The following is a 21,727-nucleotide window of genomic DNA, read 5'->3' as shown; positions in this document are numbered from 1 at the left end:
CCTGATTTCTAGGTTTTCGCTAATCGAACCGCATCGGCGAGCCGGGTATAATGCTAAGAATGATTTCATTCTGGCCTCATTTAATAGTGAGTTAGATGGATTTACAAAGAGAAGAGCTTAAAATATGCCAAAGCGTAGTAAAGAAGATACCGAAATCACTATCCAAAAGATCATGGATGCCGTTATTGATCAGCTACTCAGATTAGGTTACGACAAAATGTCGTACACGACGCTAAGCCAGCAGACAGGTATATCGCGTACCGGTATTAGCCATCACTTCCCTAAGAAAACGGACTTCACCGCCGCACTGGATGGCCGTATCTTTAAAATGTTTATTGAACACTTAGAGTTTGATAAAGGATTAAATGCATTTTCACAAAGTTGGATTAAAGCGCTGGAAGATGCTGAGTTTCTCGCGATTTTACGACTGCTATTCCATCACATTGTCACCGCTGAAAATGCGCAAGAATTTGCTGCTAATGGTATTGACCGCTTATACAAAATGGTTGAAAGCCAGTTTGGTGCGGGTGGTGACAAAGAGCTTGAGTGGTTGATTGGTCGATCATTGATCCAAATGAGCAAGTAATAGCCTTTAAAGCCCCAAATTCTGCCACTATCAAAGCAAAGGCCCGCAATTCTCATATTGCGGGCCTTTGTCGTATCAAAGTGTTTTAGAGACGGCTTAGAGGAGATACGCTTTATGCTGCGGCATGCACTTGAGGGAAGTCTAGCGTCGGATGTTTTGTCACAATAGATCGATAGCCATAAACTTGCTCAATGCGCTCTGACGTTAGTGCATTCCATGGCGTGTCATCACAAACTAGTTTCCCGTTATGCAAGAGTACAAGGCGGTCTGCGTACTGAGAGGCTAGATTCAAGTCATGTAACACCACAACCACCGCAGCGTTCTGTGCTTTTGCCGTTTCACGAGCAATTTTTAACGTGTTGTGTTGATGGGCGAGATCCAACGCTGAGGTAGGTTCATCAAGCATTAAGATTCGTTTTTCGCCAGATTGATGTAGTTGTGTCATCACTCGTGCTAGATGCAGTCGTTGCTTTTCTCCACCAGATAAAGACGGGTACAGGCTTTCTGCTAAATGCAATACGTCGGTTTGTTCCATGTAATGTAAAGCCAGTTTAGTGGTTTCTTTATTGGACAGTGATAGCGGTATTGCCCCCAGCTCTACTACTTCTCTGGCTAGAAATGGGAAGGTTAAGGTGCTGTGCTGCGGGAGCATTGCAATATGTTTGGCGCTTTTTTCAGGCTCCCAATCATGCTTTTGTTTACCGAAGTAGGTGATGTGATGATTCGAAGAGATCTCACCGCATAGAAGCTTGAGTAAAGTACTTTTACCTGCGCCATTGGGGCCGAGTAGGGCGGTCACTTCACCAGCTCGGATATCAATGTTGATGTCATCGAGCACCACACGGTTGCCATACGTCATCGAAATGTTTTTCCCCGATAAAACGATCTGGTTCATTACAAAATCTTCCCTTTTTGCTGGAACAATAAGTAGATGAAAAAGGGCGCGCCAATCAATGCGGTCACGATTCCAACTGGTAATTCAGCTGGTGCCACGGCAACACGAGCAAACATATCTGCGGCAGTAAGAAGCAGTGCTCCCATTAAGGCAGATATTGGTAATAGCGTTCGATGGTCAGGCCCAGCGAGCATGCGCCCTAAGTGAGGAATCACGAGCCCAATAAAGCCAATTGCACCACTGATGCTCACCGTAATACCAACACCCAGTGCAGAAAGTAAAATAAGCTGACGTTTGAGTTTTTGAACCGGAACTCCTAAGTGTCTTGCTTCTGATTCCCCTAACAACAGAGCATTCAGCGCCATCGACTTCTTCTGAAACCAGAGCAATAGGATGACGAGTGTTATAGCAGATAGAGCAATCCCTGACCAATTTGCACCAGCTAATGAGCCCATCGACCAAAGCGTCAAATCTCGCAGCATCTGATCATCTGCGATAAAGTTCATGTAGCCAATCGCAGCCCCCGAGAGCGCACTGATGGCAACGCCGGCTAACAACATAATTGTAACTGAGGTACCAAACTTACTTGTGCCGAGTTTATAAACGAGAATAGTCGTTAGTGCACCGCCAAGGAAAGCAAAAAGAGGCAGAGCCGCTAAGTTCATTAGTTGCGGATAGTTTTGGCTAAATTCAGCAAATACAACAATAGCGAATGCACCACCAAGAGCAGCGCCAGCAGACACACCAATGATACCAGGCTCGGCTAATGGGTTACGGAACAAGCCCTGCATAACCACACCACAAATTGCCAAAATGGCGCCGATGAACATACACAAAATGGTGCGAGGCAATCGGATTTCGTTAATGACCAACTGAATGTGAGGAGCGAGATCAGAACTGCCTCCCGTTAGGCTACGCAAACTGTCAGCAAAGCTAATGTTCATTGGGCCAACGGTAATAGAGGCGATAGCAATAAATGCTAAAAATCCACTAAGCACTGATAACGTCGTTGAAAGGGGGATGCGTCTTAACAACATGTCATGTCTCTATGGGTAAAGCAGTGCATTCAAGCGTTTAGCTTCTGCAAGGCTTTTAAGGCCCAAACCACCTACCAGAGCATGGCCATCAATCGTTATGATGTCTTTGTTCTTTCCAGCGGGTGTTGCAGCAAGAAGCGGCATTGCTTTTAAAATTGCATCGGCACCACCCAACGTTTCATAGCTGCGACCACTAACAATAATCACGTCAGGCTGCATCTCTACCATCGCTTCTGTGGATAGAGGCTTGTAAGACGAGAGTTGTGTAGCGGCTGGGTTTTGTCCGCCGGCGAGTTGAATAATTGCATCGGGTGTCGTTTGTGAGCCCGCAACATTTGCAGGTCGCCCTTCATGGATCAGCAGAAAGAGCACTTTCTTTTTCTTTGCTTGATTAGGCTGGTTTGCATTGAGTGCTTGTACTTGCGCCTGGACATCTTGCTTTAAGCTTTCAGCTTGAGCCTTGCGATCCATAAGGTTCGCAATTTGATCAATACGTTGATAAAGGCCCTCGACATTTGCATCAGTATTAACAATTTCTACCTCTACGCCAGCCGATTTCAATTGGCTCAATGTTGTTTTCGGCCCCATCTCATCAGAACCAATGACTTTTGTCGGACGTAAGGCGAGCAACCCCTCCGCTGAAAGACGACGATGGTAGCCCACTTTAGGCAGTTCCATCCCTTTTGGTAATTGACTGGTGACGTCGATAGCAACCAAGCTATCTTTAGCGTCGAGTTCAAGCAAGAGTTCAGTGACGGCGCTGCCTGCGCTAACAACGCGCTCTGAGGATGGCGTTGCATTGGCAAAAAGTTGACTACTCGCAAGTAGGGAAATAGCTGCCGTGACAACAGCATGAATAGTGATGCGTGTGTTCTTCATTTTGAAAGGATCTCTATCTTACTTATTTTTATGATGGCTCTTCAGTGAGTAACTGAGTTGCTTGAATTCCGTTTTCTTGTAAAAAGCCGAGAAGTTGTACTAGCGACTGAATATTCGCGTTTTTTTCTGCTCCAATTACAATCGGTTTATCGCTTGACTTACTCTCTTCTAACAGCGCGAGGGTAAAGTTGTCCCAATCGATATATGTCTTGCCGTTAATAGCCCAGTAAGGCTCGTCTTTAAGAATATTTACCGTGATGGATTGCTTATCGACATCTGCAACAGCCTGAGATTCTGTGCTCGGTAAATTGACGTCTAATGAATCGAGTTTGACCGCTGCGGTTAACATCAGGAAAACCATGACGATAAAAATAATGTCTAACAGCGGTGTTAAATCGGGGGTTAAACCGTTACGACTATTTTCTTGTGGTGTTTTAATCATTGACTTGCGGCCTCAATCTTCCCAGAAGAGCGCAGTGTTACTTTTGAGTGGTCTGGCGAGACATGCTGTAACGATATACCTTCAAGCCATAAGTTGACGTAGTTTAAAGTGTGCTCAAGCTTGGCGATTACACGATCCGCCCACAAACCAATGATCTGCGCTCCTGAAATAGCAGGAAGTGCGATAATGAGACCCGCGGCAGTGGTGCGCATAGCAAGACCTAGGCCGTCAGCCAAATCATTCGGAGTGATATTCCCCGTTGAAACCGCGATGCCTTTGAACATGTCAATTAGGCCAAGTACCGTACCAAGCAAGCCAATTAAAGGACTGATGACACCAATCAGCGTCAGCAAACGAAGGCCGGAATGCAGCTGATGGCGTTTTTCTTGCAGCCAAATACCTGCGGCATCTTCTCTTAAAGATTTCGAGAAAGAATGATGAGCAAGCAACATCGCAACACCACGGTACAGAAGCGGCCTCTTATTCGACAACTCTTCAGCAAGTGCTTCAAGCTCGCTCCCATTTGTTGGGTCTAATCCTGTGAGCTTTTGGCGAATGGCTCGCTTTCCTACACCAAGGCTAATTAACACATGGAATAATCGCTCGGCGATGATCATCACGGTTAGAGCTGAGCAAATGATCAAAGGCCATGTCATCAGCCCAAATTGAGTTTGTAATTCTTGTAGTTGTTCCATTATCCATCCAACTTAAAACGAACAGGTACTTGTACTCGGTGAGCGACTTTTAGCCCACCTGAAATATGTGGTGTAAATTGCCACTGTTTGATCGCACGAAGTGCTGAGGCATCTAGCGACTCTGTGCCGGAAGACTCAATCAAAACCTGTTTAATCTGGTTACCATTCTCATCTAGCCATATCTCATACAAGGCTACACCTTCAATACCGCGTCTTTGTGCAGACCTTGGGTAACGGGGTTGTGTTGGTTGACTCACAAACGTTGGTTTGTCGACCAAGACAGGCTGAGATGTTGCCCCTTTGGATTGGCTCGCAGGTGCGGATTGTTGAGCTACCGTCTCTTTCTTCACCGGTTCCGTTTTTTTCTTTGGTTTCGCTTCGGGCTGAACCTTTTGCTTTGTTACGGTTTTGGTGGGCTCGACCGCTTTAGGTTTAGATTGTTTAACCGGTTCAGGTTTTTTCTCTACTACCTTCTTCTTAACAGCGTCTTTCTTGACGACCTGTTTTTTTACAATCTTCTTTTCTGGTTCAGGTTGGTCTTGAGGCTGCTCTTTTGGTGGCGCTACATTTTCTGGTGTAGATTTTTCGACAGTGGGAGGAGCAGACACAAGATTTAGACTTACCGAACTTGCTGGGTTTCCAGCCGGCATCGCGAACACCTTTGTCTCTTGAGAAACAAAAAGAAGTGCGGCATGGATGGCAAGGGAAGCACCTCCTGCAATGACATATCTTTGTACGTTCACGGAATATCTCGGGAAACTATGAAAACTTGGGCAGATTATTACTTACAATGGAAATAAGATCAATTATCAATTGCATTATCATTACGCTCAAATTATGATTCTTGCAGAATTTTTAAGATCAGCTTCCATCCCTTACATGATGGGAGCTAAGCGAGTATATATGAGCGTCGATATCGATAAGCTTGATGAATCAGTGTTGGGCAGTGATAGTCCTGATCCATTGCGATTTGCTTTTGTTAAGAAGCATTCTGCACATGCCGGGGGAGCGAGCGTACCTGTGCCCTCGTCTCAACAACAGGCGATTTTTTCGAGTATTACGGCTAACTCAATTAAAGCGACCAATAAACGCTGTCTTTATATTCATGTTCCGTTTTGTCGCGTTCGTTGCACTTTTTGTAACTTCTTTCAAAATGCTGCAAGTCGCACACTGGTTGATGAGTACTTTGAAGCATTAATGCAGGAGCTTAGAGAGAAAGCGGCATTACCTTGGACACGAAATGGTATTTTTCACGCCGTATATATCGGGGGCGGAACGCCAACGGATTTATCTCCAGTACAGGTTCGTGTGTTAGGCCAGGCTATCCGAGACCACTTTCCTTTGGCTGCAGACTGCGAAATCACCTTAGAAGGTCGCATCAATCGTTTTTCTGATGAGTTGTATCAAGGCGCTTTAGAGGGTGGGTTTAATCGTTTCTCTTTTGGTGTGCAAAGTTTTAATACACAAGTGCGCCGCAGCGCAAAACGTTTAGATGATAGGGAAGATGTCCTCAAACGAGTGAGCGAGATCGCCAAAGAAGACAAAATTCCGGTCATTATCGATTTACTCTATGGCTTACCTTATCAAACCAAAGAAGTGTTAGAGCAAGATTTAAATGATTTCCTCTCGACTGGCGCACACGGACTGGATTTGTATCAGTTAGTGGTTGGTGGGTCAGCTCCCATGCTCAACCTCGTAGAAAAGGGAAAAATCCCGCCACCTGCGACCACACCAGTAAAAGCGGGAATGTATGAGCTCGGTGTGAACTTTATGGCCAAACACCATATGAAGCAACTGAGTGTGAACCATTGGGCAATCGATAACCGCGAGCGTAGTTTATACAATAGTTTAGCCAAGACTTATGCAGAGGTATTGCCAATTGGCTGTGGTGCTGGAGGTAATATCGGTGGCTACGGGATGATGCAACACCGCACACTAGAGACCTATATTAAAGCGGTCAAAGAAGGTCAAAGCACCATCGCGATGATGATGAAGCAAAGCCCTCTAGAACCACTTTTTTCTGCACTCAAATCTGCGTTTGACCGTGGCATTGTTCAAGCAAATCAACTTCCATCATTTATGGGAGAGGACGCGTTCGGGTTTTTATTGCCTCTATTTAAAGTGTGGCAAGCGAAAGGCTTAGTACAACTACATGAACGTAGCGCAGTCCTTACTCTTGCAGGCAGCTTCTGGGCTGTGTCATTGGCTCAAAGTTGTATTCAGGTACTCACGTCAGAGATGAACGAAACCGTACCGAAAGCATCCAATAATTAATGAAAACAAATTGAACAAAAACGGAAGACACAATGGAATCAATCAAGCAACAAGTTGAAGTATTACTAGAGCAAGAACCACAATTATTGCCAGCTGCGATGGCAGAGCGTCTTGGCATTTCAGAGTTTGAGGTTGTTGCGGCTCTACCTCAGGAAATGGTGGCTATTGCACCAGGAGAGCAAGCGCAAAGCATCTTAGAAAGTTTGGTTGGTTTTGGCCCGGTGACGACCATCGTCCACTCTTTTGGTTCTATCTTTGAAGTTAAAGCGCCGTTTCCAAAAGGAAAAGTGGCGCGTGGCTATTACAATTTAATGGGTAGAGAAGGTGAACTGCACGGCCACCTTAAATTAGATAACGTTAAAAATGTCGCATTAGTCAGTAAACCGTTTATGGGTAGAGAGAGTCACTATTTTGGTTTTTTCTCAGAGTGCGGAAGCAATATTTTCAAGATTTATTTAGGCCGTAACGAAAAGCGCGAGTTGATTGAAGAGCAAGTCACCGCATTTCGCGCCCTACAAGCCGAATTAAAAAAGTAATCACAAACATAATCGAGGCTTAACTCGAATACTAATTAGTAAAGTCAGGTATCAATATGGATCAACAAGTTAAACAAGAGCGTTTGCAAGGTCGTTTAGGGCCAGAGATCAAAGAGTTCCGTCAGGAGCGTCGTACACTTCAGCTTGCAACTGTCGATGCAGAAGGTCGCCCGAATGTAAGCTACGCGCCTTATGTCCAAAACCAGGAAGGTTATTTCGTTCTCATTTCTAAAATCGCTCGTCATGCCCGTAACCTTTTAGAAAATCCAAATGTTTCATTGATGATGATCGAAGATGAAGAGTCTTCAAAGCAGCTGTTTGCTCGTAAGCGCTTAACTTTTGATGCGGTAGCAAATGTAGTTGAGCGAGACACAGAGATGTGGCAACAAGTTGTTGGACAAATGAAAGAGCGTTTTGGTGAGATTATTGATGGTCTAAGCCAGCTAGAGGATTTCGTTTTGTTCAACTTAAAGCCAGAATCGGGGCTATTTGTTAAAGGTTTTGGTCAGGCGTATCAAGTGTCTGGTGATGATTTAGTCGATTTTGTTCACCTTCAAGAAGGTCACAAGAAAGTCGAAAGTGCCTGATTGTAAACCGATCATATGAATGTCGATTATTTGGCATAATGAACGTTTAAAGGGAGTTAGGTTATACTGACTCCCTTTTTTATATTGGAACAAAAGCATGAAACCTGTAAGCAAGGAATTGAGCGAGATTTGCTATCCGTTTATTTACGAGGACAGTCCGGTTTGTGACTTTGAAATTACAGCAGATGAACTTTGTAGTCGTATTGGCCTTGTTCTCGCTATGGAGTTGGACGAGTTTAGCCGCGATGTACTGACAAGAATGCAGCCTAATGTTTATCATCTAAATGGTTCGGTTCGCGGAAAATTAGCGATTACGGAAGCGGAAGTTGAAGAGTTAAAGGCCGATTATGCTTTGCTCAAACAACGCATTGATGGCGGCTTCAAAGGCTTTGTTCTACCCGGAGGGCACCCGGCAGCCAGTCAATTGCATTTGTGCCGTTGCCAAGCTAAAAAAACGGTACGAGCATTAGTTGCCGTTGAACATACAGGTAAGAAGCAGCCCGCACCTATTTTGTTTCGTTACGCGAACTTATTAGCGAATGTACTTTACAGCCTAGCTTCTTATATTAATCATACTCATCAAGTCAAAGAGACGGAATTCGTTTCTCGTAGTTACGCGATGCCAAAGAAGTGAGCTGAGAAATTAGCGGATGTGAGCATCAGGGATAGGACAAGCACTGCATTATATTCTCAAATCAACTCGTCCAATAAGAGTTAAGAAGTCATAGCTTTGGCTTCTAGCTCTTTTGCTCCGCGAAGCATCGCTTCGATTAGTTCTCCTGCATTGAATTTCTCAAGTGCCTCATGCGCGCCAACTTGGTGAGCTCTGTCTACACAGATTTCGCTCGATAACGATGTATGTAAAATGCGGTATGAATGGTTCAGAGAGGAATTATTCTGAACTTCAAATGCTAATTCATAACCGTCTAATCCGGGCATTTCAATATCGCTGACCAGAATATCAATTGGGCGATGAGCCGCAGCGTCACTTTTCATCAGTTCCAATGCATCTAAACCATTTTTACAGATTTGATACCCAATATTGATGCTATCGAGTGCGTCACACAGCTGTTTACGAGCGATGGAAGAGTCATCCACCAATAGAATACTGAGTGCTTTTAGGCGTTCTCGCTCAATATCTGTCAGCATTGGGATCTTTGAATTCTCGTACTGCGGATAAATTTTGGAAAGTAGCAGTTCCACATCCAGCATTTGAACAGTTTTGTCCTCGTAGCGAGTAATTCCAGTCACGAAGATATTTTTTCCAGCGCTCGGAGGTGGCGTTTCAATAGCTTTCCAATCGCACTCAATGATCTTCTCTATACTACGAACCATAAACGCAACCACGGTTCGCAAGCAATCTGTCACGATCAAGTAGCAGCTTTTATATTCTTCTTCACTAATAGGACGAAAGCCAACAGCCGCTGACATATCGATCACTGGTACTGTTAAGTTACGTATCGTAACGGTTCCAATGACGTGATGATGCGAGTAAGGGATCTTTGTCGTTGGCATGTACGGGACGATTTCACGGACTTTTAGCGTACCGATAGCGAAACTCTGTTGCAGGGTGAGCTTAAACATCAACATGCCCTGAGACTGATTCGCTTTGCTAACGACTTTTGCCATGAAAATAACCTTATAAATACCACCGAATTGTGTCTAATCTAATCTTATCAGACGAAGGCTTCAACCATCGGAGAGACAAATGTGAGCTTTTTAGACAATCTTTTAGAGAATAGTGATTAACTGAGCAAAACTTGTTTGTATTTTAAACTCATTATGTAGACGATTTTATATTCCTCGTGTATTTGGGCCTTTACCGCTGAGCTATTATTAAGAAATGTTTGGTCTGTTAAAAAGGATTGGGTACACTTGCGCGACCAGAATAGTGAGAGATAGAACAATGGCAAATACAGCAGCCGCATTACATATTCTTGTGAAGCACAAAGAGCAAGCGGAAGACATAATCAAGCAACTGAAAAAAGGCGCAAAGTTTCAGACATTAGCGAAGAAGTATTCAACTTGCCCGTCAGGCAAACGCGGTGGTGACCTTGGTGAATTCCGCCGTGGTCAAATGGTACCTCAATTCGACAAAGTGTGCTTTTCTGGCGAAGTGTTAACGCCGCATCTAGTTAAAACCAAGTTCGGTTGGCATGTTGTAAAGGTGCTTTACAGAACATAAGGCTTGGTATCGACCTAAACATTGTCAGATGAAACCCACAAGCATTAAATATCATCTGTACGGTCTCTTTTCACCAATCACTACCGTTATGACATGGCAGATACATTCTGATCTGCCATGCTCAACCAAACGCTAATCTTTCCAAACTAGAAACTCATTTATATGCAGTTAACTTGGCTTTTCTCATAAGTCGTTATCCTATTTCAAGCTTTGGTATGAGAATACGTTTGCTGGTTGTATCAATAATCAATGCTATTCCTTGCTGGCGAACTTTGGTTCATGTTCGGACGCCATTCGCATATGATAGCGACCTTATAAAAATTAACCCTGTTCATAATTTAAGATGTCCCTGACTCATAAAGACTATTTTAAAATCGCATTTCCTTTCATCGTTTCTACTGTTACCCAACCATTATTGGGGGCGGTGGACACCGCGGTGATCGGTAAACTCGGTGTGGCTGAGATGATTGGTGGTGTAGCGATCGGCACCGTCATCATGAATACCTTGTATTGGCTGTTTGGCTTCTTCCGCGTCAGTACTACCGGGCAAAGTGCAATCGCATTAGGTAAAAATAGCCCAGAGGATCAAGCGAGTAGCTTATTGCGTCCTTTCGTGCTTTCGCTCTGCCTTGGCTTGATTTTCATTGCGTTGCAGTCCGTGATTTGGATGGGGGCAGAGCTGATTATCTCCCCTGATGCAGTCGTGGCCGAAAACGCTAAGATTTACTTCGATATTATGATCTTTGGTGCGCCATTTGTACTGCTGAACTACACCGTGATTGGTTGGTTGATGGGGCAGGCGAAAGCCAAAGAAACCTTGTTCACGCAAGTGTTTGGTAACGTGCTGAACATCGTGCTGGATATCGTATTTGTGTTGTACTTCGATATGGGGATTGCTGGTGTTGCGGTGGCGACACTTATCGCGCAAATCTCGACGTTTGTTATCGGTGCAGTGCTGGTGTTGAAAACCTGTCGCTTCCCGCTGTTTGATTACATTCAGACCGCAAAAATGACGCGTAAAGATCTCAAAGTCATCGCGTCTTCCAATATGGATCTGCTGCTTCGTACTGTGTGTCTATTGGTGTTCTTCAACATGATGGCGCGTGTAGGCTCTCAGCTTGGTTCTGATGTGCTTGCTGCGAACGCAATCTTGATGCAAGTGACCTTTATCGTCAGCTACATGTTCGACGGTGTGGCGAATGCGTCGAGCGTCTTTGCAGGTAAAGCAGTAGGGCAGAAGAATAAGACATTGCTTGATAACGTGATTAAGCTAAACACGCAATGGACCGCAGCGTTCGTTGTTGTCTTGACCTTGCTGCTAGTGCAGTTCAAACACCAAGTGGTGTCGTTATTTACCACTTTGCCAAATCTTGTTGAGCTGTATTTGGACATGAGCCCTTGGTTATTGGCATTCCCGTTGGTTGCTGGTTTTGGTCTTACGTTTTACGGAATCTTTACCGGTACAGGGACGACGCGACCAGTGCGTAACTCTACCTTTCTAACCATGGTGTTGTTCTTAGTGACTCAATTTATTGCGGTGCAATATTGGGGCAACCACGGTTTATGGCTGGCATTCACGTTGTTCTACGTTGGGCGCTTTGTCTTCTTGTTTCCATACCTCGGTCAAGTTAAACAAAAGTGTCTTTAATACACACTGTCACAAATGACCTAACTTAGATGTTCTTATCACAAGGGGGGGAGCTATCTGCCCTTGTTGATAAATCTGAAAAAGGTGATGAAATAACCTTTCCGACTGGTTTCCTTGCTTTAACCCGCATGATATTATTTGTGATGTTATATTATTACATTTAGTTTGATGCCGTGATTTCTCGACCAATACTCTCCGTTAATAATCTCAGCCTTATAGACTCAGAACGCACACTCTTCAAAGACATTTCTTTTGAGCTGTTTCAAGGTGAAGTTCTTGCCATTATGGGACCTTCCGGCATTGGTAAATCCATGTTGTCGAAAGCCGTCGCAGGTTTTTTGCCGTCTGATATTTGGGTAGACGGAAGTATCCAGCTTAACAGCAGTGAAGTCGCACAAACTGCCATGCTGCAACGCAGTCAATCGCAGCGTCCTGCGGTCATTTTCCAAGATGCACTTAAAGCGCTGAATCCATTGGCGTCTGTCGAACAACAACTGTGTTTGGCATTGACGGGCAACAAAACACGCTTGTCTTCAGCAAACCGAGACACGGTGACGACCTTGTTGTCTCAACTCGGATTTGCAGATCCAAAAGCAGCATTGGCGCAGCATCCAAGCCAGCTATCTGGTGGTCAGCGCCAGCGTATTTGTATTGCGATCGCGTTGCTTGGTAGTGCCAACTTGATCATCGCGGATGAGCCCACCAGTGCGCTCGATCCAATCACCGAAGCGGAGATCCTTGAGTTGTTTCGCAGTAGTGTTCAGCAACGCAACATCAGTGGTTTGTTGATCACGCACGACCTATCTGCGGCTTTGGCGTGTGACAAAGTCTTGGTGATTGCGGACAACACCATGGTGGCTTATGGCGCACCATGGCAAGCCATTCAGCAAAGTTCGCATCCTTTCTGCCAACAACTTGCGCAACTGCTGCCTTAACCTCATCTCTGGAGCCTATTTTGACTAAGCACAACTTGAGCGGGCACACGCAGCCTAAATCGGCGGAAGTTCGCTTTGAGCAAGCCAGTGTTCACTATTACTCCAAACCAAATTGGTTGGGGGGCAAACCGTTTAAAGCGCTCGAACAATTGGATCTTGCCATCGACACAAAGAACATTGCGATTGTTGGTCCTTCTGGCGCGGGTAAATCGACCTTGATTGAACTTCTATTTGGTCTTCGTAAACCCACATCTGGTGAAGTGTATGTGTGTGGCTATCCGCTATCGCGTAGCTCGGCTAAGCAGCGCCAAGAGTTGTGTCAGCACATTCAATTGATTCCGCAAGAGCCGCAGTCGAGCTTGAATCCTTATTACACCGTTCGTCAGATCTTACTGGAGCCGCTAAGCAATATTGGTTTAACGCAAGAGCTTAACGAGAAGGTGGAAAAGGTTTTGGCGGATGTCGGTTTAGATCTCACATTGTTGGAGCGTAACCCGCAGCAGTTATCGGTTGGGCAAGCGCAACGTGTGGCTATCGCCAGAGCTTTGATTGTCGAGCCTTGTGTTTTGGTTGCCGATGAGCCAACCAGCAGCCTAGACCCCGTCAGTCGTAAACAGATTCTCGACCTGTTGGCAGGCATTCAAAAGAGTCGTCAGATGCGCCTGATTTTGGTGACACATGACCTCGATGCGGCACAAACCCTATGCGATGAAATCCTAGTGTTAGACAAAGGACGCGTTGTCGAGCACGGCACGGCACAAAACGTGACAAATAATCCATCACACTTGATCACGAGAGCCTTGATGAGAGCTCAACACAAAAGTAATGAATTCACAAAAACCATTGGAGAGGTTTCTTATGCACCTTAGTACTCCCAAGTTAGCTTTGTCGCTGGCTTTAAGCGCACTGCTGACGGGTTGTTTTGACTCTGGCGAAAGCAAGCCAGAAGCGGGAAAAGCAGCTGCACCGCAAGCAACGGAAATTCGCGTTGCCATGATGCAACCACCACGCACAGGTTTGTCGCCACTTTCAGATGACGCGTTCAAACTGTCACGTTGGAGCACGGCAGAAACGCTAGTGAACCTAAACGATCAGTCGGTAGCAGAGCCTATGCTGGCAACAGAGTGGGAACAAGTTGACCCAATGACGTGGCAATTTAAGGTACGTAAAGGCGTGAAATTCCACGATGGTTCTGAGCTTGATGCCAACGCGGTCGTGAACTCTCTGCAAAAAGCATTAGATGCCGCACCTAAACCACGCATCTTGGACGGTATCGAATGGCAAGTTCGCGCATTGGACGACTTCACTGTTGAAATCAAAACGACCTTTAACGATCCACTGTTGCCAAGCCGTCTTTCTAGCCCACAGCTAGCGATCCTTTCTGGTGCTGCATATCAAGAAAACGGTCGTGTTGTGCCAATCAATGCGGGTACGGGCCCATTCGTTCTGACAGAAATCAACGGGACAACCAGCGCTAAATTGAAGCGTTTTGATGGTTACTGGGGTGAAAAAGCGAAAGTAGATAGCATTTTTGCGGAATACGTACCAAACGGTTTTGCTCGTGCTGCTGCACTACGTACCGGTGAGGCGGATGTAGTTGAAGCCGTTCCTGTTTCGCAAATCGCGATGATGGAATCTTCACAACTGCATGAAGTTGCAATGCCACGTACCAACACGCTTTACCTAAACAATAAATCAGATGTGTTTAGCCAGTTCGGTTTGCGTAAAGCAGCGGCTCAAGCGGTTAACCGTGAGCAAATCATCAAAACGGTTTACGAGAACCACGCCGATTCAGCAAAAGGTTTGTTAGGTCCTGCATTGGCATGGGCTCAACCAATTCGTGATGCGAACCCTCGTATGGAAACCATGGAAATGCGCCACGCGAACGGAGAGAAGATCACCATCGGTACATTTACCGACCGTGCTGAGTTGCCAGAAGTAGCGGTGCTGCTAAAGCAACAACTTGAAGCGGCTGGCTTTGTGGTTGAGCTAGACGTTCGTGAATACGCACAAATCGAAAACGATGCACTAGCAGGTAAGTTCGATGCGTTCTTGTTGTCACGTGCAACGGTGCTGGATTCTGGCGATCCAGTGGCGTACATGCAAAGTGACTTTAGCTGTAAAGGTTCTTACAACCTAGGTCAGTTCTGCTCTGAAGAAGTGGACGCAGCATTGAAACACGCTGATCGTCAGCCTTTGGGTGAGAAACGCCAACAAGCGATCATCGAAGCAGAAAGCAAAATCCTTGAGCAATACGCTGTGATTCCACTGCTTCACGAGCGTGTAATCCAAGGTGAGAGTGATCGCGTGAAGAATGCACAACGTGACCCACGTGAGCGTCGCCTGATCGACCAGTTTACTGAGGTGAACTAACTCGATGTCGTCTGTTGCCAACATGCGCTCTCGTTGGAGCGCTTGTATGCCTGAATGGTTTACTCGTTTTTTGTCGCGCTTCTTGTCTCTCGGGGTAGTGGTTGTGCTGGTGGGTTTGATGCCGGATATTGCCGGTATCGACCCAAGCCAATCAATCCTCCGTGCCCGTGCGGGTGCTCAACAATTGCTGACGGCAGAAGCTCTACAAGCCATTCGAGAAGATCTTCAACTTGACCGCAGCGCTGCTGAGCGACTGTGGGATTGGTTGACGCTTGCCATGCAAGGTGACTTAGGTGTCTCTTGGGTGAGCGGGGCATCCGTCATGGAGAGCGTTCAACAAACCGCAAAAACGTCACTATTACTGATGCTTACAGCGCTCGGCATGGCATTTGTAATGTGCATGGCGAGTGTGCTTTACACCGTGCGTCGTTGGCAACAGAATCGTTTAGACAAGCATCATGACACGCTCAGTTCGGTGTTGGTTTCATTGCCTGAATACGTGATTGCTTCATTGCTGATCATGGTATTTTCCATCTGGTTGGGTTGGTTCCCACCTTATGGTTGGCAAGGCGTGCAAAACCTCTGGTTACCAAGTTTGGCAATGGCATTGCCTGCGGCTGGCTTGTTCGGACGCTTGCTCAATGACAGCCTCAAGCGTGTATTGGATGAGCCTTGGGTGATCACTTGGCTATCGGCAAACGTCAGTAAGTTTCAAATCTTACGCTTTGCCTTGTGGCGTGCCGTTAGTAACTTGATTCCTCAAATCGCAATGACGGTGATTGGTTTAACCGGCGGCGCGGTTGCTGTGGAACAAGTGTTTTCCATTCCGGGTATAGGACGACTAATCTTAGGCGCAGCGAAATCACAAGATCTGCCGATGCTGCAAGGTGGCTTGTTGGTGTTGCTGGTGTTCTCGATGTTGATCAGCAGTGCGAGCATCTTATTGCAACGCTGGTTACTCGGGCACAGTGTCACAAGTGGCAAGCTGATCAGCAGTCACAGTACGTTCCGTTTTACCCAAAGCACCACCAAACGCATCGTCAGTGCGACAATCTTTGCCTTGCTGATTGGTTGTGCGGGATGGGCGTTAATGCGCGATCCTTATACCATCCAATTTACCCGCCTTGAATCGCCAAGCTTAGCTGCCCCGTTTGGTGCCGATGCGGTTGGTCGAGATCTGCTTGCTCGTGTTGGCGGCGGTATGATGTCGACAATCAAAATGGGCATCATCGCAACGTTCCTAAGTTTAGTGATTGGTTTGTTGCTCGGCTTCGTGACTCGTTATAGCCAAGGCTTAATTGAGATCACCAAAGGTGTTCCATACATTGTGGCGGGTCTGCTGATTGCAGGTCTAACGGGAATGAACCCAAACAGTGCCTTGATTGCGATTGTTATGGTGTCATGGGCACCATTAGCGGCGCACTGTGCGAGCTTGTTGATGGAAGCCAAAGCGCAGCCTTATACGCATCTTGCGCCCATTTGGGGAACCAGTCAGTGGCGAGTACTCCGCTACTACTTGTTGCCTTATGTGCTGCCGCCATTGATTCGTCACGCGTTTCTGCGTTTGCCGTACATTACGCTCAGCCTGACTTCTCTGAGCTTTATCGGACTTGGCGTTAAGCCACCAGAACCTGAATGGGGCTTATTGATTGCAGAGAATCTGCCTTACATCGAGCGCTCACCATTAGGTGTCTTACTACCAATCTCAGGCTTGGTTTTGATGGCAATTGCGGTGAATTTGATTTTTGATGACAAGTGACGAGCAGCGATAAAGCGAAGTGAGCTTCCATATCCCAGATGTAATCAGTAATTTGGTAATTTAGAAAACAAAAGGATGTGTTTTCTGCCAGAAAGTACACAGCACGGTCTATGTATATTGGAAGCACCTATAAATTAACGAGTATAAAAGTTACGCGAACTCAGATATTTAGGTAGTGTTACTCTTTATACACACGTAATCCTTTATCCGTTAATTCTTGAGTGACCACTTCGGATAGGTTTCGATCGGTAATAATTCCGTCCAATTGCTCGATGTCTAATGCATGAAAGCTCGCTATCTGACCGTATTTAGTTGAGTCTGAGATCAGATAATTGGTTTGTGCCGCCTTGATGATTGCTTTTTTAACGAGAACTTTATTTTCATTAGGTGTTGATAAGCCTTTCAAGCTCCAAGATGAAGTCGAAATAAAGGCGATATCAATATTTAGCCCATTCAAGAACTCTGCGACTTTTCCTCCAATGGTGGATTGGTTCTCGCGGTCAATTTTTCCCCCAGTGTGGTAAAGCTCACATTCACTGTGCGTCATAAGGAAAGCAGCAATAGAGAAGTCATTGGTGATCACTAAAAGATCATTACGATTTGCTATTTGATGGGCGATTTCTAGAGAGGTTGTTCCCGCATCCAAGTAAATCGTAGCGTCTTGACCAATTAACGTAGCCGCCAGCTTACCAATTTGAATTTTTTCATCCGCTTGTTGCTCGACCTTCGCATCATGGGAAAGTTCGGAATGTAGAGCTTGAGCGAGTTGCACTCCACCAGAAACAGAAACGACTTTACCTGAGGATTCAAGCTTCACGATATCACGACGAATGGTCATATGTGATACGCCAAGGTGGTCGGTTAAATCTGAAATGCTTAACACTTCTTGATGTGATAACAGGGATAATATGGTTCTTTGACGTTCTGCTGGGATCATAGTTTCACTTCTATATTCTTGTTTTTCAGTATCCTACCAATCTTTTCATTTGTTGTGAATATCTGTGAATTATGTTCTCAACGTTGTAAGAACAGCCTTCGCTTGTGTTAACTGCTCGGAATATCTCTGCCCATAAAGAGGTATATATCACGACATTGTTAATTTGTGTGAAAAAATGTGATTCAAAGCGAGGTCTTAGTATTAATCTTCACATATAATCACATCAACCAAACAAGAATTAACAAAGTTTAATAGACCAGAAGGCATTGTTTTTATGAGTGAAGTTCAATCTGTAGGTGTTATCGGTTTAGGCTCTATGGGAATGGGCGCCGCAAAGTCATGTGTGCGTGCAGGCCTAGATGTCTATGGTTTCGATTTAAATTCTCAAGCGCTTGAAGAGTTAGGTTCATTCGGTGCAAAAGCTGTTTCTACAAATGCAGTTGAGTTTGCAGATAAGCTTGATTCGGTTCTAGTTCTTGTTGTGAACGCAGCTCAAGTTAACACGGTCTTGTTCAAAACCGGTCTTGCTACAGCGCTTAAGCCGAATACGCCAGTAATGGTTTCAGCAACCATCTCAGCAGAAGACGCAAAACAAATTGAAGCGAAATTGGCAGAACACAATCTTGTGATGCTTGATGCACCGGTATCTGGTGGTGCTGCAAAAGCAGAATTAGGTGAGATGACTATTATGGCGTCGGGAGCGCAAAGCACATTTGATGCACTTGAACCAGTACTCAACGCAACGGCAGCTAAAGTCTACAACATCGGTGAAGCGATTGGCCTAGGCGCAACTGTGAAGATTATCCACCAATTGCTAGCAGGTGTTCATATCGCAGCTGGTGCTGAAGCAATGGCATTAGCGGCACGTGCAAACATTCCTCTTGACCTGATGTACGACGTGGTGACGAATGCAGCGGGTAACTCTTGGATGTTTGAGAACCGCATGAAGCATGTAGTTGATGGTGACTACTCCCCTAAATCTATGGTCGACATCTTTGTGAAAGATTTAAACCTCGTATCGGACACAGCAAAAGATCTCAAATTTCCACTTCCTCTATCAAGCACAGCACTAAACATGTTTTTGAGTGCAAGCAATGCTGGTTTTGGGCAGGAGGACGACAGTGCCGTTATCAAGATTTTTGATGGTATTGAGCTTCCAGGTGTAGAAAACAAACAGAAATAAGCGCACGTAAAACGGAGAAAAAATGATGTTATTAGGCGTTATCGCAGACGACTTTACTGGCGCAACAGACATCGCAGGTTTTCTTGTAGAAAACGGCATGCGCACAGTTCAGCTTAACGGTATTCCAAAAGAAGAGATTGATGTAAACGCAGATGCGGTCGTGATCAGTCTTAAATCTCGCTCTTGTCCTGTAGATGAGGCAATCGAGGATTCAGTAGCAGCGCTTAAGTGGCTGCAAGCAAATGGCTGTCAGCAGTTTTACTTCAAGTACTGCTCAACGTTTGACAGCACAGCAGAAGGTAACATTGGTCCTGTAACGGATGCACTGCTTGCAGAGCTAGGTGAAGCGTTCACCATTGTATGCCCATCATTACCAGTGAATGGTCGCACAGTTTTCAACGGCCATCTATTTGTATTCCAAGACTTGCTAAGCGACTCAGGTATGCGTAATCACCCTGTGACACCAATGACTGATTCAAGCCTAGTTCGTATGATGGATGCTCAATCTCAAGGCAAATCTGGCCTGGTAAACTTCCAAATAATTGAACAAGGTCCAAAAGCGGTAATTGAGCGCTTTGAAGAGCTAAAAGTACAAGGTAACCGCTATGCAGTGGTTGATGCATTCAATGCAGAGCATCTTGTCACACTTGGCCAAGCGGCGAAGTCTCTAAAACTGGTAACTGGTGGTTCTGGTTTGGCTGCGGGTATTGCTAAGAACTGGATAGAGAACCTTGAAGATCAAAGTGATGCGAAGCAAGAGGGGAACCCTAAAAAGGCACCAACCGTTGTGTTATCTGGATCTTGTTCTGTCATGACCAACCAACAGGTCGCTGTTTACAAAGAAAAAGCGCCACACTTTGCTATTGATGTGAAGGCGTGTCTGACGGAAGAAGATTACTTAAATCAAGTGTTTGATTGGATCATGACCAACATCGAAAGCGAGTTCGCACCACTGGTTTACGCAACCGCAGATGCAGCGGCGTTAAAAGCGATTCAACAAGAGTTTGGCGCGCATGCTTCAAGTCACGCGGTTGAACAATTCTTTAGCCAACTTGCAATCAAACTTCAGCAGCACGGTGTGAAAAATTTCATCGTTGCGGGTGGGGAAACCTCAGGGGTTGTAACCCAAAGCCTAGCCGTAAAAGGTTTTCATATCGGTCCTCAAATCGCACCAGGTGTACCTTGGGTGAAGTCACTTGAAGGCGAGCTTTCTTTGGCTCTGAAATCGGGCAACTTCGGCGATGAACACTTCTTTGCCAAAGCACAGTCGTTTTTTGAATAGGTGAGGTTGTGATGAATAAAGAATTGATGACAGAACAACAACTGCGAGAGCAAATGGTCACTATGGCGCGCTCTATGTTTGAACGTGGCTATGCGACTGGCGGCGCTGGCAACCTTTCTCTAAAACTGCCTAATGGACACTTTCTGGCAACGCCAACTGGTTCTTCGTTCGGCCGCTTGATTGCTGAAGAGCTTTCGGTTGTGGATATTGATGGCAACCATATCTCTGGTGAAAAGCCATCAAAAGAAGTGGCTTTTCATCTGGCGATTTATCGAAATAACTCAAAGTGTAATGCGATTGTGCATCTGCATTCTACTTACTTGACGGCGCTTTCTTGTCTTGAAGGTTTAGATCGCGAGAATGCCATCAAAGCTTTCACACCTTACTTTGTAATGCGCATTGGCGAACTGCCAGTGATTCCGTACCTGCGCCCGGGCGACCCTCAGATTGCTGAAGAACTTGCGCAGCGGGCTAGTGACTACCGAGCTTTCCTCCTGGCGAACCATGGTCCAGTGATCACGGGTACGGACTTTGAAGATGCAGTGGATAACGCAGAAGAGCTAGAAGAGACAGCGAAGCTAGCGTTCATTCTTAAAGATAGCAACATCCGCTACTTAACGGATACTGAGATTCAAGACCTAAAAGGGAGAGGTAAGTAATGGCTAAATTCGCGGCAAATCTGACAATGTTATTCACAGAAGTTCCTTTTCTAGATCGTTTCGAAAAAGCACACCAAGCGGGCTTCAAAGCGGTGGAATACCTTTTTCCATACGCATTCGAAGCGCAAGAACTAGCAAGCAAGATACAGCAGTTTGGTTTTGAGCAAGCGTTATTCAACATGCCTCCAGGTGATTGGGATGCAGGTGAACGAGGTTTTGCAGCTATTCCGGGGCGTGAGGATGAATTTAAAACGAGCGTCGAGACTGCGTTGATGTACGCCAAGGCACTGAACTGTAAAAAGGTTCACGCTATGTCTGGCATTGTTGATTCACGCTTCACTCGTGACCAGCATATTGAAACCTTTATCTCAAACATTCGTTATGCAGCGGATAAGTTTGCCGAACATGGTGTTGAGCTGATGATTGAGCCACTCAACAATCGCGATGTACCGAACTACTTTGTTGCACATCAACGTGAAGCGGTGGAACTCATCAAACAAGTGGCTCGTCCAAACGTGAAATTGCAGCTCGATCTCTATCACGCACAAATTATGGACGGTGATCTGAGTACGTTGATTCGCGATGTGGCGCCATACACAGGCCATATTCAAATTGCTTCTGTGCCTGAAAGGCACGAACCATCGGAAGGCGAACTGAATTACCCACACCTATTCTATGTTTTGGATGACTCTGGTTACCAAGGCTGGATCGGTTGTGAATACAACCCAAGGCATAGCACGCAGCTGGGCCTTAGTTGGGTTAAACCATACCTATAACAATTTTAATTTCTATCCATAAATAACTTGAAACCAATTACAAAAACAAAGGGTCGTGA

The 21,727-nt window shown here is 45.6% G+C and carries 23 protein-coding genes; 15 read left to right on the top strand and 8 right to left on the bottom strand.

The window, feature by feature from the left end; translation table 11 throughout:
- Window positions 1–124: 124 nt before the first annotated feature.
- Window positions 125–586: a TetR/AcrR family transcriptional regulator gene (locus MTF70_RS04215; protein ID WP_005385033.1), complete on the top strand. Its 462-nt coding sequence runs from the start codon at window positions 125–127 to the stop codon at window positions 584–586.
- A 112-nt stretch (window positions 587–698) separates the two neighbouring features.
- Here MTF70_RS04215 and MTF70_RS04210 read toward each other — a convergent pair whose 3' ends face one another.
- Genes MTF70_RS04210 through MTF70_RS04185 form a run of 6 tightly spaced genes read right to left on the bottom strand, consistent with a single transcriptional unit; the run spans window position 699 to window position 5,277 of the window.
- Window positions 699–1,481: a heme ABC transporter ATP-binding protein gene (locus tag MTF70_RS04210; protein ID WP_005385036.1), complete on the bottom strand. Its 783-nt coding sequence runs from the start codon at window positions 1,479–1,481 to the stop codon at window positions 699–701.
- Complete coding sequence (locus MTF70_RS04205; protein ID WP_053350537.1) at window positions 1,481–2,518, bottom strand: iron ABC transporter permease; 1,038 nt, start codon at window positions 2,516–2,518, stop codon at window positions 1,481–1,483. Before MTF70_RS04205 ends, MTF70_RS04210 begins: the two co-directional genes overlap by 1 nt.
- A 9-nt stretch (window positions 2,519–2,527) precedes the next feature.
- The gene (locus MTF70_RS04200; RefSeq protein ID WP_205461280.1) at window positions 2,528–3,397 is read right to left on the bottom strand and encodes a helical backbone metal receptor; all 870 of its coding nucleotides are present in this window, start codon (window positions 3,395–3,397) and stop codon (window positions 2,528–2,530) included.
- Between the two features lie 28 nt (window positions 3,398–3,425).
- Window positions 3,426–3,839, bottom strand: coding sequence for a biopolymer transporter ExbD (locus tag MTF70_RS04195; protein ID WP_205461282.1), 414 nt, complete (start codon window positions 3,837–3,839; stop codon window positions 3,426–3,428).
- Entirely contained in the window at window positions 3,836–4,534 is a 699-nt protein-coding gene (locus MTF70_RS04190; RefSeq protein ID WP_017821236.1) for a MotA/TolQ/ExbB proton channel family protein, read from the bottom strand. The genes MTF70_RS04195 and MTF70_RS04190 overlap by 4 nt, the downstream gene beginning before the upstream one ends.
- Window positions 4,534–5,277 carry an energy transducer TonB gene (locus MTF70_RS04185; RefSeq protein ID WP_081007917.1) on the bottom strand — a complete coding sequence of 248 codons (744 nt, stop codon included), beginning with the start codon at window positions 5,275–5,277 and terminating at the stop codon, window positions 4,534–4,536. Before MTF70_RS04185 ends, MTF70_RS04190 begins: the two co-directional genes overlap by 1 nt.
- Window positions 5,278–5,437: 160 nt before the next feature.
- Here MTF70_RS04185 and hutW point away from each other — a divergent pair, with 160 nt between their 5' ends.
- The 4 genes from hutW (at window position 5,438) to MTF70_RS04165 (ending at window position 8,565) form a co-directional block, all read left to right on the top strand.
- Window positions 5,438–6,808: a heme anaerobic degradation radical SAM methyltransferase ChuW/HutW gene (gene hutW, locus MTF70_RS04180; protein WP_053303817.1), complete on the top strand. Its 1,371-nt coding sequence runs from the start codon at window positions 5,438–5,440 to the stop codon at window positions 6,806–6,808.
- A 32-nt stretch (window positions 6,809–6,840) separates the two neighbouring features.
- Window positions 6,841–7,344 (top strand): heme utilization cystosolic carrier protein HutX, encoded by a 504-nt coding sequence (gene hutX / locus MTF70_RS04175; protein WP_005375329.1) that lies wholly within the window; start codon window positions 6,841–6,843, stop codon window positions 7,342–7,344.
- 56 nt (window positions 7,345–7,400) lie between these two features.
- Window positions 7,401–7,931, top strand: coding sequence for a heme utilization protein HutZ (gene hutZ / locus MTF70_RS04170; protein WP_005375331.1), 531 nt, complete (start codon window positions 7,401–7,403; stop codon window positions 7,929–7,931).
- Between the two features lie 97 nt (window positions 7,932–8,028).
- A complete protein-coding gene (locus MTF70_RS04165) occupies window positions 8,029–8,565 on the top strand; it encodes an ATP:cob(I)alamin adenosyltransferase (RefSeq protein ID WP_205461284.1) in 537 nt (178 codons plus the stop codon).
- 80 nt (window positions 8,566–8,645) lie between these two features.
- On the opposite strand, the gene MTF70_RS04160 is transcribed toward MTF70_RS04165, so the two are convergent.
- Window positions 8,646–9,560, bottom strand: coding sequence for a chemotaxis protein (locus tag MTF70_RS04160; RefSeq protein WP_005385059.1), 915 nt, complete (start codon window positions 9,558–9,560; stop codon window positions 8,646–8,648).
- Window positions 9,561–9,774: 214 nt separating this feature from the next.
- On the opposite strand from MTF70_RS04160, the gene ppiC reads away from it, so the two are divergent.
- The 6 genes from ppiC (at window position 9,775) to MTF70_RS04130 (ending at window position 16,831) form a co-directional block, all read left to right on the top strand.
- Window positions 9,775–10,116, top strand: coding sequence for a peptidylprolyl isomerase PpiC (gene ppiC, locus MTF70_RS04155; RefSeq protein WP_081007916.1), 342 nt, complete (start codon window positions 9,775–9,777; stop codon window positions 10,114–10,116).
- A 343-nt stretch (window positions 10,117–10,459) separates the two neighbouring features.
- Entirely contained in the window at window positions 10,460–11,764 is a 1,305-nt protein-coding gene (locus MTF70_RS04150; protein WP_193837190.1) for an MATE family efflux transporter, read from the top strand.
- 173 nt (window positions 11,765–11,937) lie between these two features.
- A complete protein-coding gene (locus tag MTF70_RS04145; RefSeq protein ID WP_193837191.1) occupies window positions 11,938–12,699 on the top strand; it encodes an ATP-binding cassette domain-containing protein in 762 nt (253 codons plus the stop codon).
- A 20-nt stretch (window positions 12,700–12,719) separates the two neighbouring features.
- The gene (locus tag MTF70_RS04140; protein ID WP_193837192.1) at window positions 12,720–13,568 is read left to right on the top strand and encodes a dipeptide/oligopeptide/nickel ABC transporter ATP-binding protein; all 849 of its coding nucleotides are present in this window, start codon (window positions 12,720–12,722) and stop codon (window positions 13,566–13,568) included.
- Window positions 13,558–15,072, top strand: coding sequence for an ABC transporter substrate-binding protein (locus MTF70_RS04135; RefSeq protein ID WP_205461286.1), 1,515 nt, complete (start codon window positions 13,558–13,560; stop codon window positions 15,070–15,072). The genes MTF70_RS04140 and MTF70_RS04135 overlap by 11 nt, the downstream gene beginning before the upstream one ends.
- Window positions 15,073–15,118: 46 nt before the next feature.
- Window positions 15,119–16,831 carry an ABC transporter permease subunit gene (locus tag MTF70_RS04130; RefSeq protein WP_165935332.1) on the top strand — a complete coding sequence of 571 codons (1,713 nt, stop codon included), beginning with the start codon at window positions 15,119–15,121 and terminating at the stop codon, window positions 16,829–16,831.
- Window positions 16,832–17,009: 178 nt separating this feature from the next.
- Here the strand turns inward: MTF70_RS04130 and MTF70_RS04125 are convergent, their stop codons facing one another.
- On the bottom strand, window positions 17,010–17,768 hold the full coding sequence (locus MTF70_RS04125) for a DeoR/GlpR family DNA-binding transcription regulator (RefSeq protein WP_005375354.1): 759 nt from the start codon (window positions 17,766–17,768) through the stop codon (window positions 17,010–17,012).
- Between the two features lie 274 nt (window positions 17,769–18,042).
- Between MTF70_RS04125 and ltnD the strand changes: the two genes are divergently transcribed.
- Genes ltnD through otnI form a run of 4 tightly spaced genes read left to right on the top strand, consistent with a single transcriptional unit; the run spans window position 18,043 to window position 21,668 of the window.
- The gene (ltnD, locus tag MTF70_RS04120) at window positions 18,043–18,951 is read left to right on the top strand and encodes an L-threonate dehydrogenase (RefSeq protein ID WP_005375356.1); all 909 of its coding nucleotides are present in this window, start codon (window positions 18,043–18,045) and stop codon (window positions 18,949–18,951) included.
- 25 nt (window positions 18,952–18,976) lie between these two features.
- Entirely contained in the window at window positions 18,977–20,233 is a 1,257-nt protein-coding gene (gene otnK, locus MTF70_RS04115; protein WP_205461378.1) for a 3-oxo-tetronate kinase, read from the top strand.
- An 11-nt stretch (window positions 20,234–20,244) separates the two neighbouring features.
- On the top strand, window positions 20,245–20,892 hold the full coding sequence (locus MTF70_RS04110) for an aldolase (RefSeq protein WP_005385078.1): 648 nt from the start codon (window positions 20,245–20,247) through the stop codon (window positions 20,890–20,892).
- The gene (gene otnI, locus MTF70_RS04105; RefSeq protein ID WP_042521549.1) at window positions 20,892–21,668 is read left to right on the top strand and encodes a 2-oxo-tetronate isomerase; all 777 of its coding nucleotides are present in this window, start codon (window positions 20,892–20,894) and stop codon (window positions 21,666–21,668) included. The genes MTF70_RS04110 and otnI overlap by 1 nt, the downstream gene beginning before the upstream one ends.
- Window positions 21,669–21,727: the final 59 nt, after the last annotated feature.

Origin of the sequence: Vibrio sp. 2CM40D (assembly GCF_023161825.1) — a bacterium.
Classification (GTDB): Bacteria; Pseudomonadota; Gammaproteobacteria; order Enterobacterales; family Vibrionaceae; genus Vibrio; species Vibrio alginolyticus.
The sequence above is the reverse complement of the archived record's forward strand: the minus strand, read 5'-3'. Positions and strand labels throughout refer to the sequence as shown.

Coding starts and splice junctions, on each gene's coding strand:
- ppiC (WP_081007916.1), top strand. CDS start 9,775: ATGTTTGGTCTGTTAAAAAGGATTGGGTACACTTGCGCGACCAGAATA.
- MTF70_RS04125 (WP_005375354.1), bottom strand. CDS start 17,768: ATGATCCCAGCAGAACGTCAAAGAACCATATTATCCCTGTTATCACAT.
- hutZ (WP_005375331.1), top strand. CDS start 7,401: ATGGATCAACAAGTTAAACAAGAGCGTTTGCAAGGTCGTTTAGGGCCA.
- MTF70_RS04130 (WP_165935332.1), top strand. CDS start 15,119: ATGCCTGAATGGTTTACTCGTTTTTTGTCGCGCTTCTTGTCTCTCGGG.
- MTF70_RS04110 (WP_005385078.1), top strand. CDS start 20,245: ATGAATAAAGAATTGATGACAGAACAACAACTGCGAGAGCAAATGGTC.
- hutW (WP_053303817.1), top strand. CDS start 5,438: ATGAGCGTCGATATCGATAAGCTTGATGAATCAGTGTTGGGCAGTGAT.
- MTF70_RS04200 (WP_205461280.1), bottom strand. CDS start 3,397: ATGAAGAACACACGCATCACTATTCATGCTGTTGTCACGGCAGCTATT.
- MTF70_RS04205 (WP_053350537.1), bottom strand. CDS start 2,518: ATGTTGTTAAGACGCATCCCCCTTTCAACGACGTTATCAGTGCTTAGT.
- MTF70_RS04195 (WP_205461282.1), bottom strand. CDS start 3,839: ATGATTAAAACACCACAAGAAAATAGTCGTAACGGTTTAACCCCCGAT.
- MTF70_RS04165 (WP_205461284.1), top strand. CDS start 8,029: ATGAAACCTGTAAGCAAGGAATTGAGCGAGATTTGCTATCCGTTTATT.
- MTF70_RS04215 (WP_005385033.1), top strand. CDS start 125: ATGCCAAAGCGTAGTAAAGAAGATACCGAAATCACTATCCAAAAGATC.
- otnI (WP_042521549.1), top strand. CDS start 20,892: ATGGCTAAATTCGCGGCAAATCTGACAATGTTATTCACAGAAGTTCCT.
- MTF70_RS04210 (WP_005385036.1), bottom strand. CDS start 1,481: ATGAACCAGATCGTTTTATCGGGGAAAAACATTTCGATGACGTATGGC.
- MTF70_RS04150 (WP_193837190.1), top strand. CDS start 10,460: ATGTCCCTGACTCATAAAGACTATTTTAAAATCGCATTTCCTTTCATC.
- MTF70_RS04160 (WP_005385059.1), bottom strand. CDS start 9,560: ATGGCAAAAGTCGTTAGCAAAGCGAATCAGTCTCAGGGCATGTTGATG.
- MTF70_RS04190 (WP_017821236.1), bottom strand. CDS start 4,534: ATGGAACAACTACAAGAATTACAAACTCAATTTGGGCTGATGACATGG.
- hutX (WP_005375329.1), top strand. CDS start 6,841: ATGGAATCAATCAAGCAACAAGTTGAAGTATTACTAGAGCAAGAACCA.
- ltnD (WP_005375356.1), top strand. CDS start 18,043: ATGAGTGAAGTTCAATCTGTAGGTGTTATCGGTTTAGGCTCTATGGGA.
- otnK (WP_205461378.1), top strand. CDS start 18,977: ATGTTATTAGGCGTTATCGCAGACGACTTTACTGGCGCAACAGACATC.
- MTF70_RS04135 (WP_205461286.1), top strand. CDS start 13,558: ATGCACCTTAGTACTCCCAAGTTAGCTTTGTCGCTGGCTTTAAGCGCA.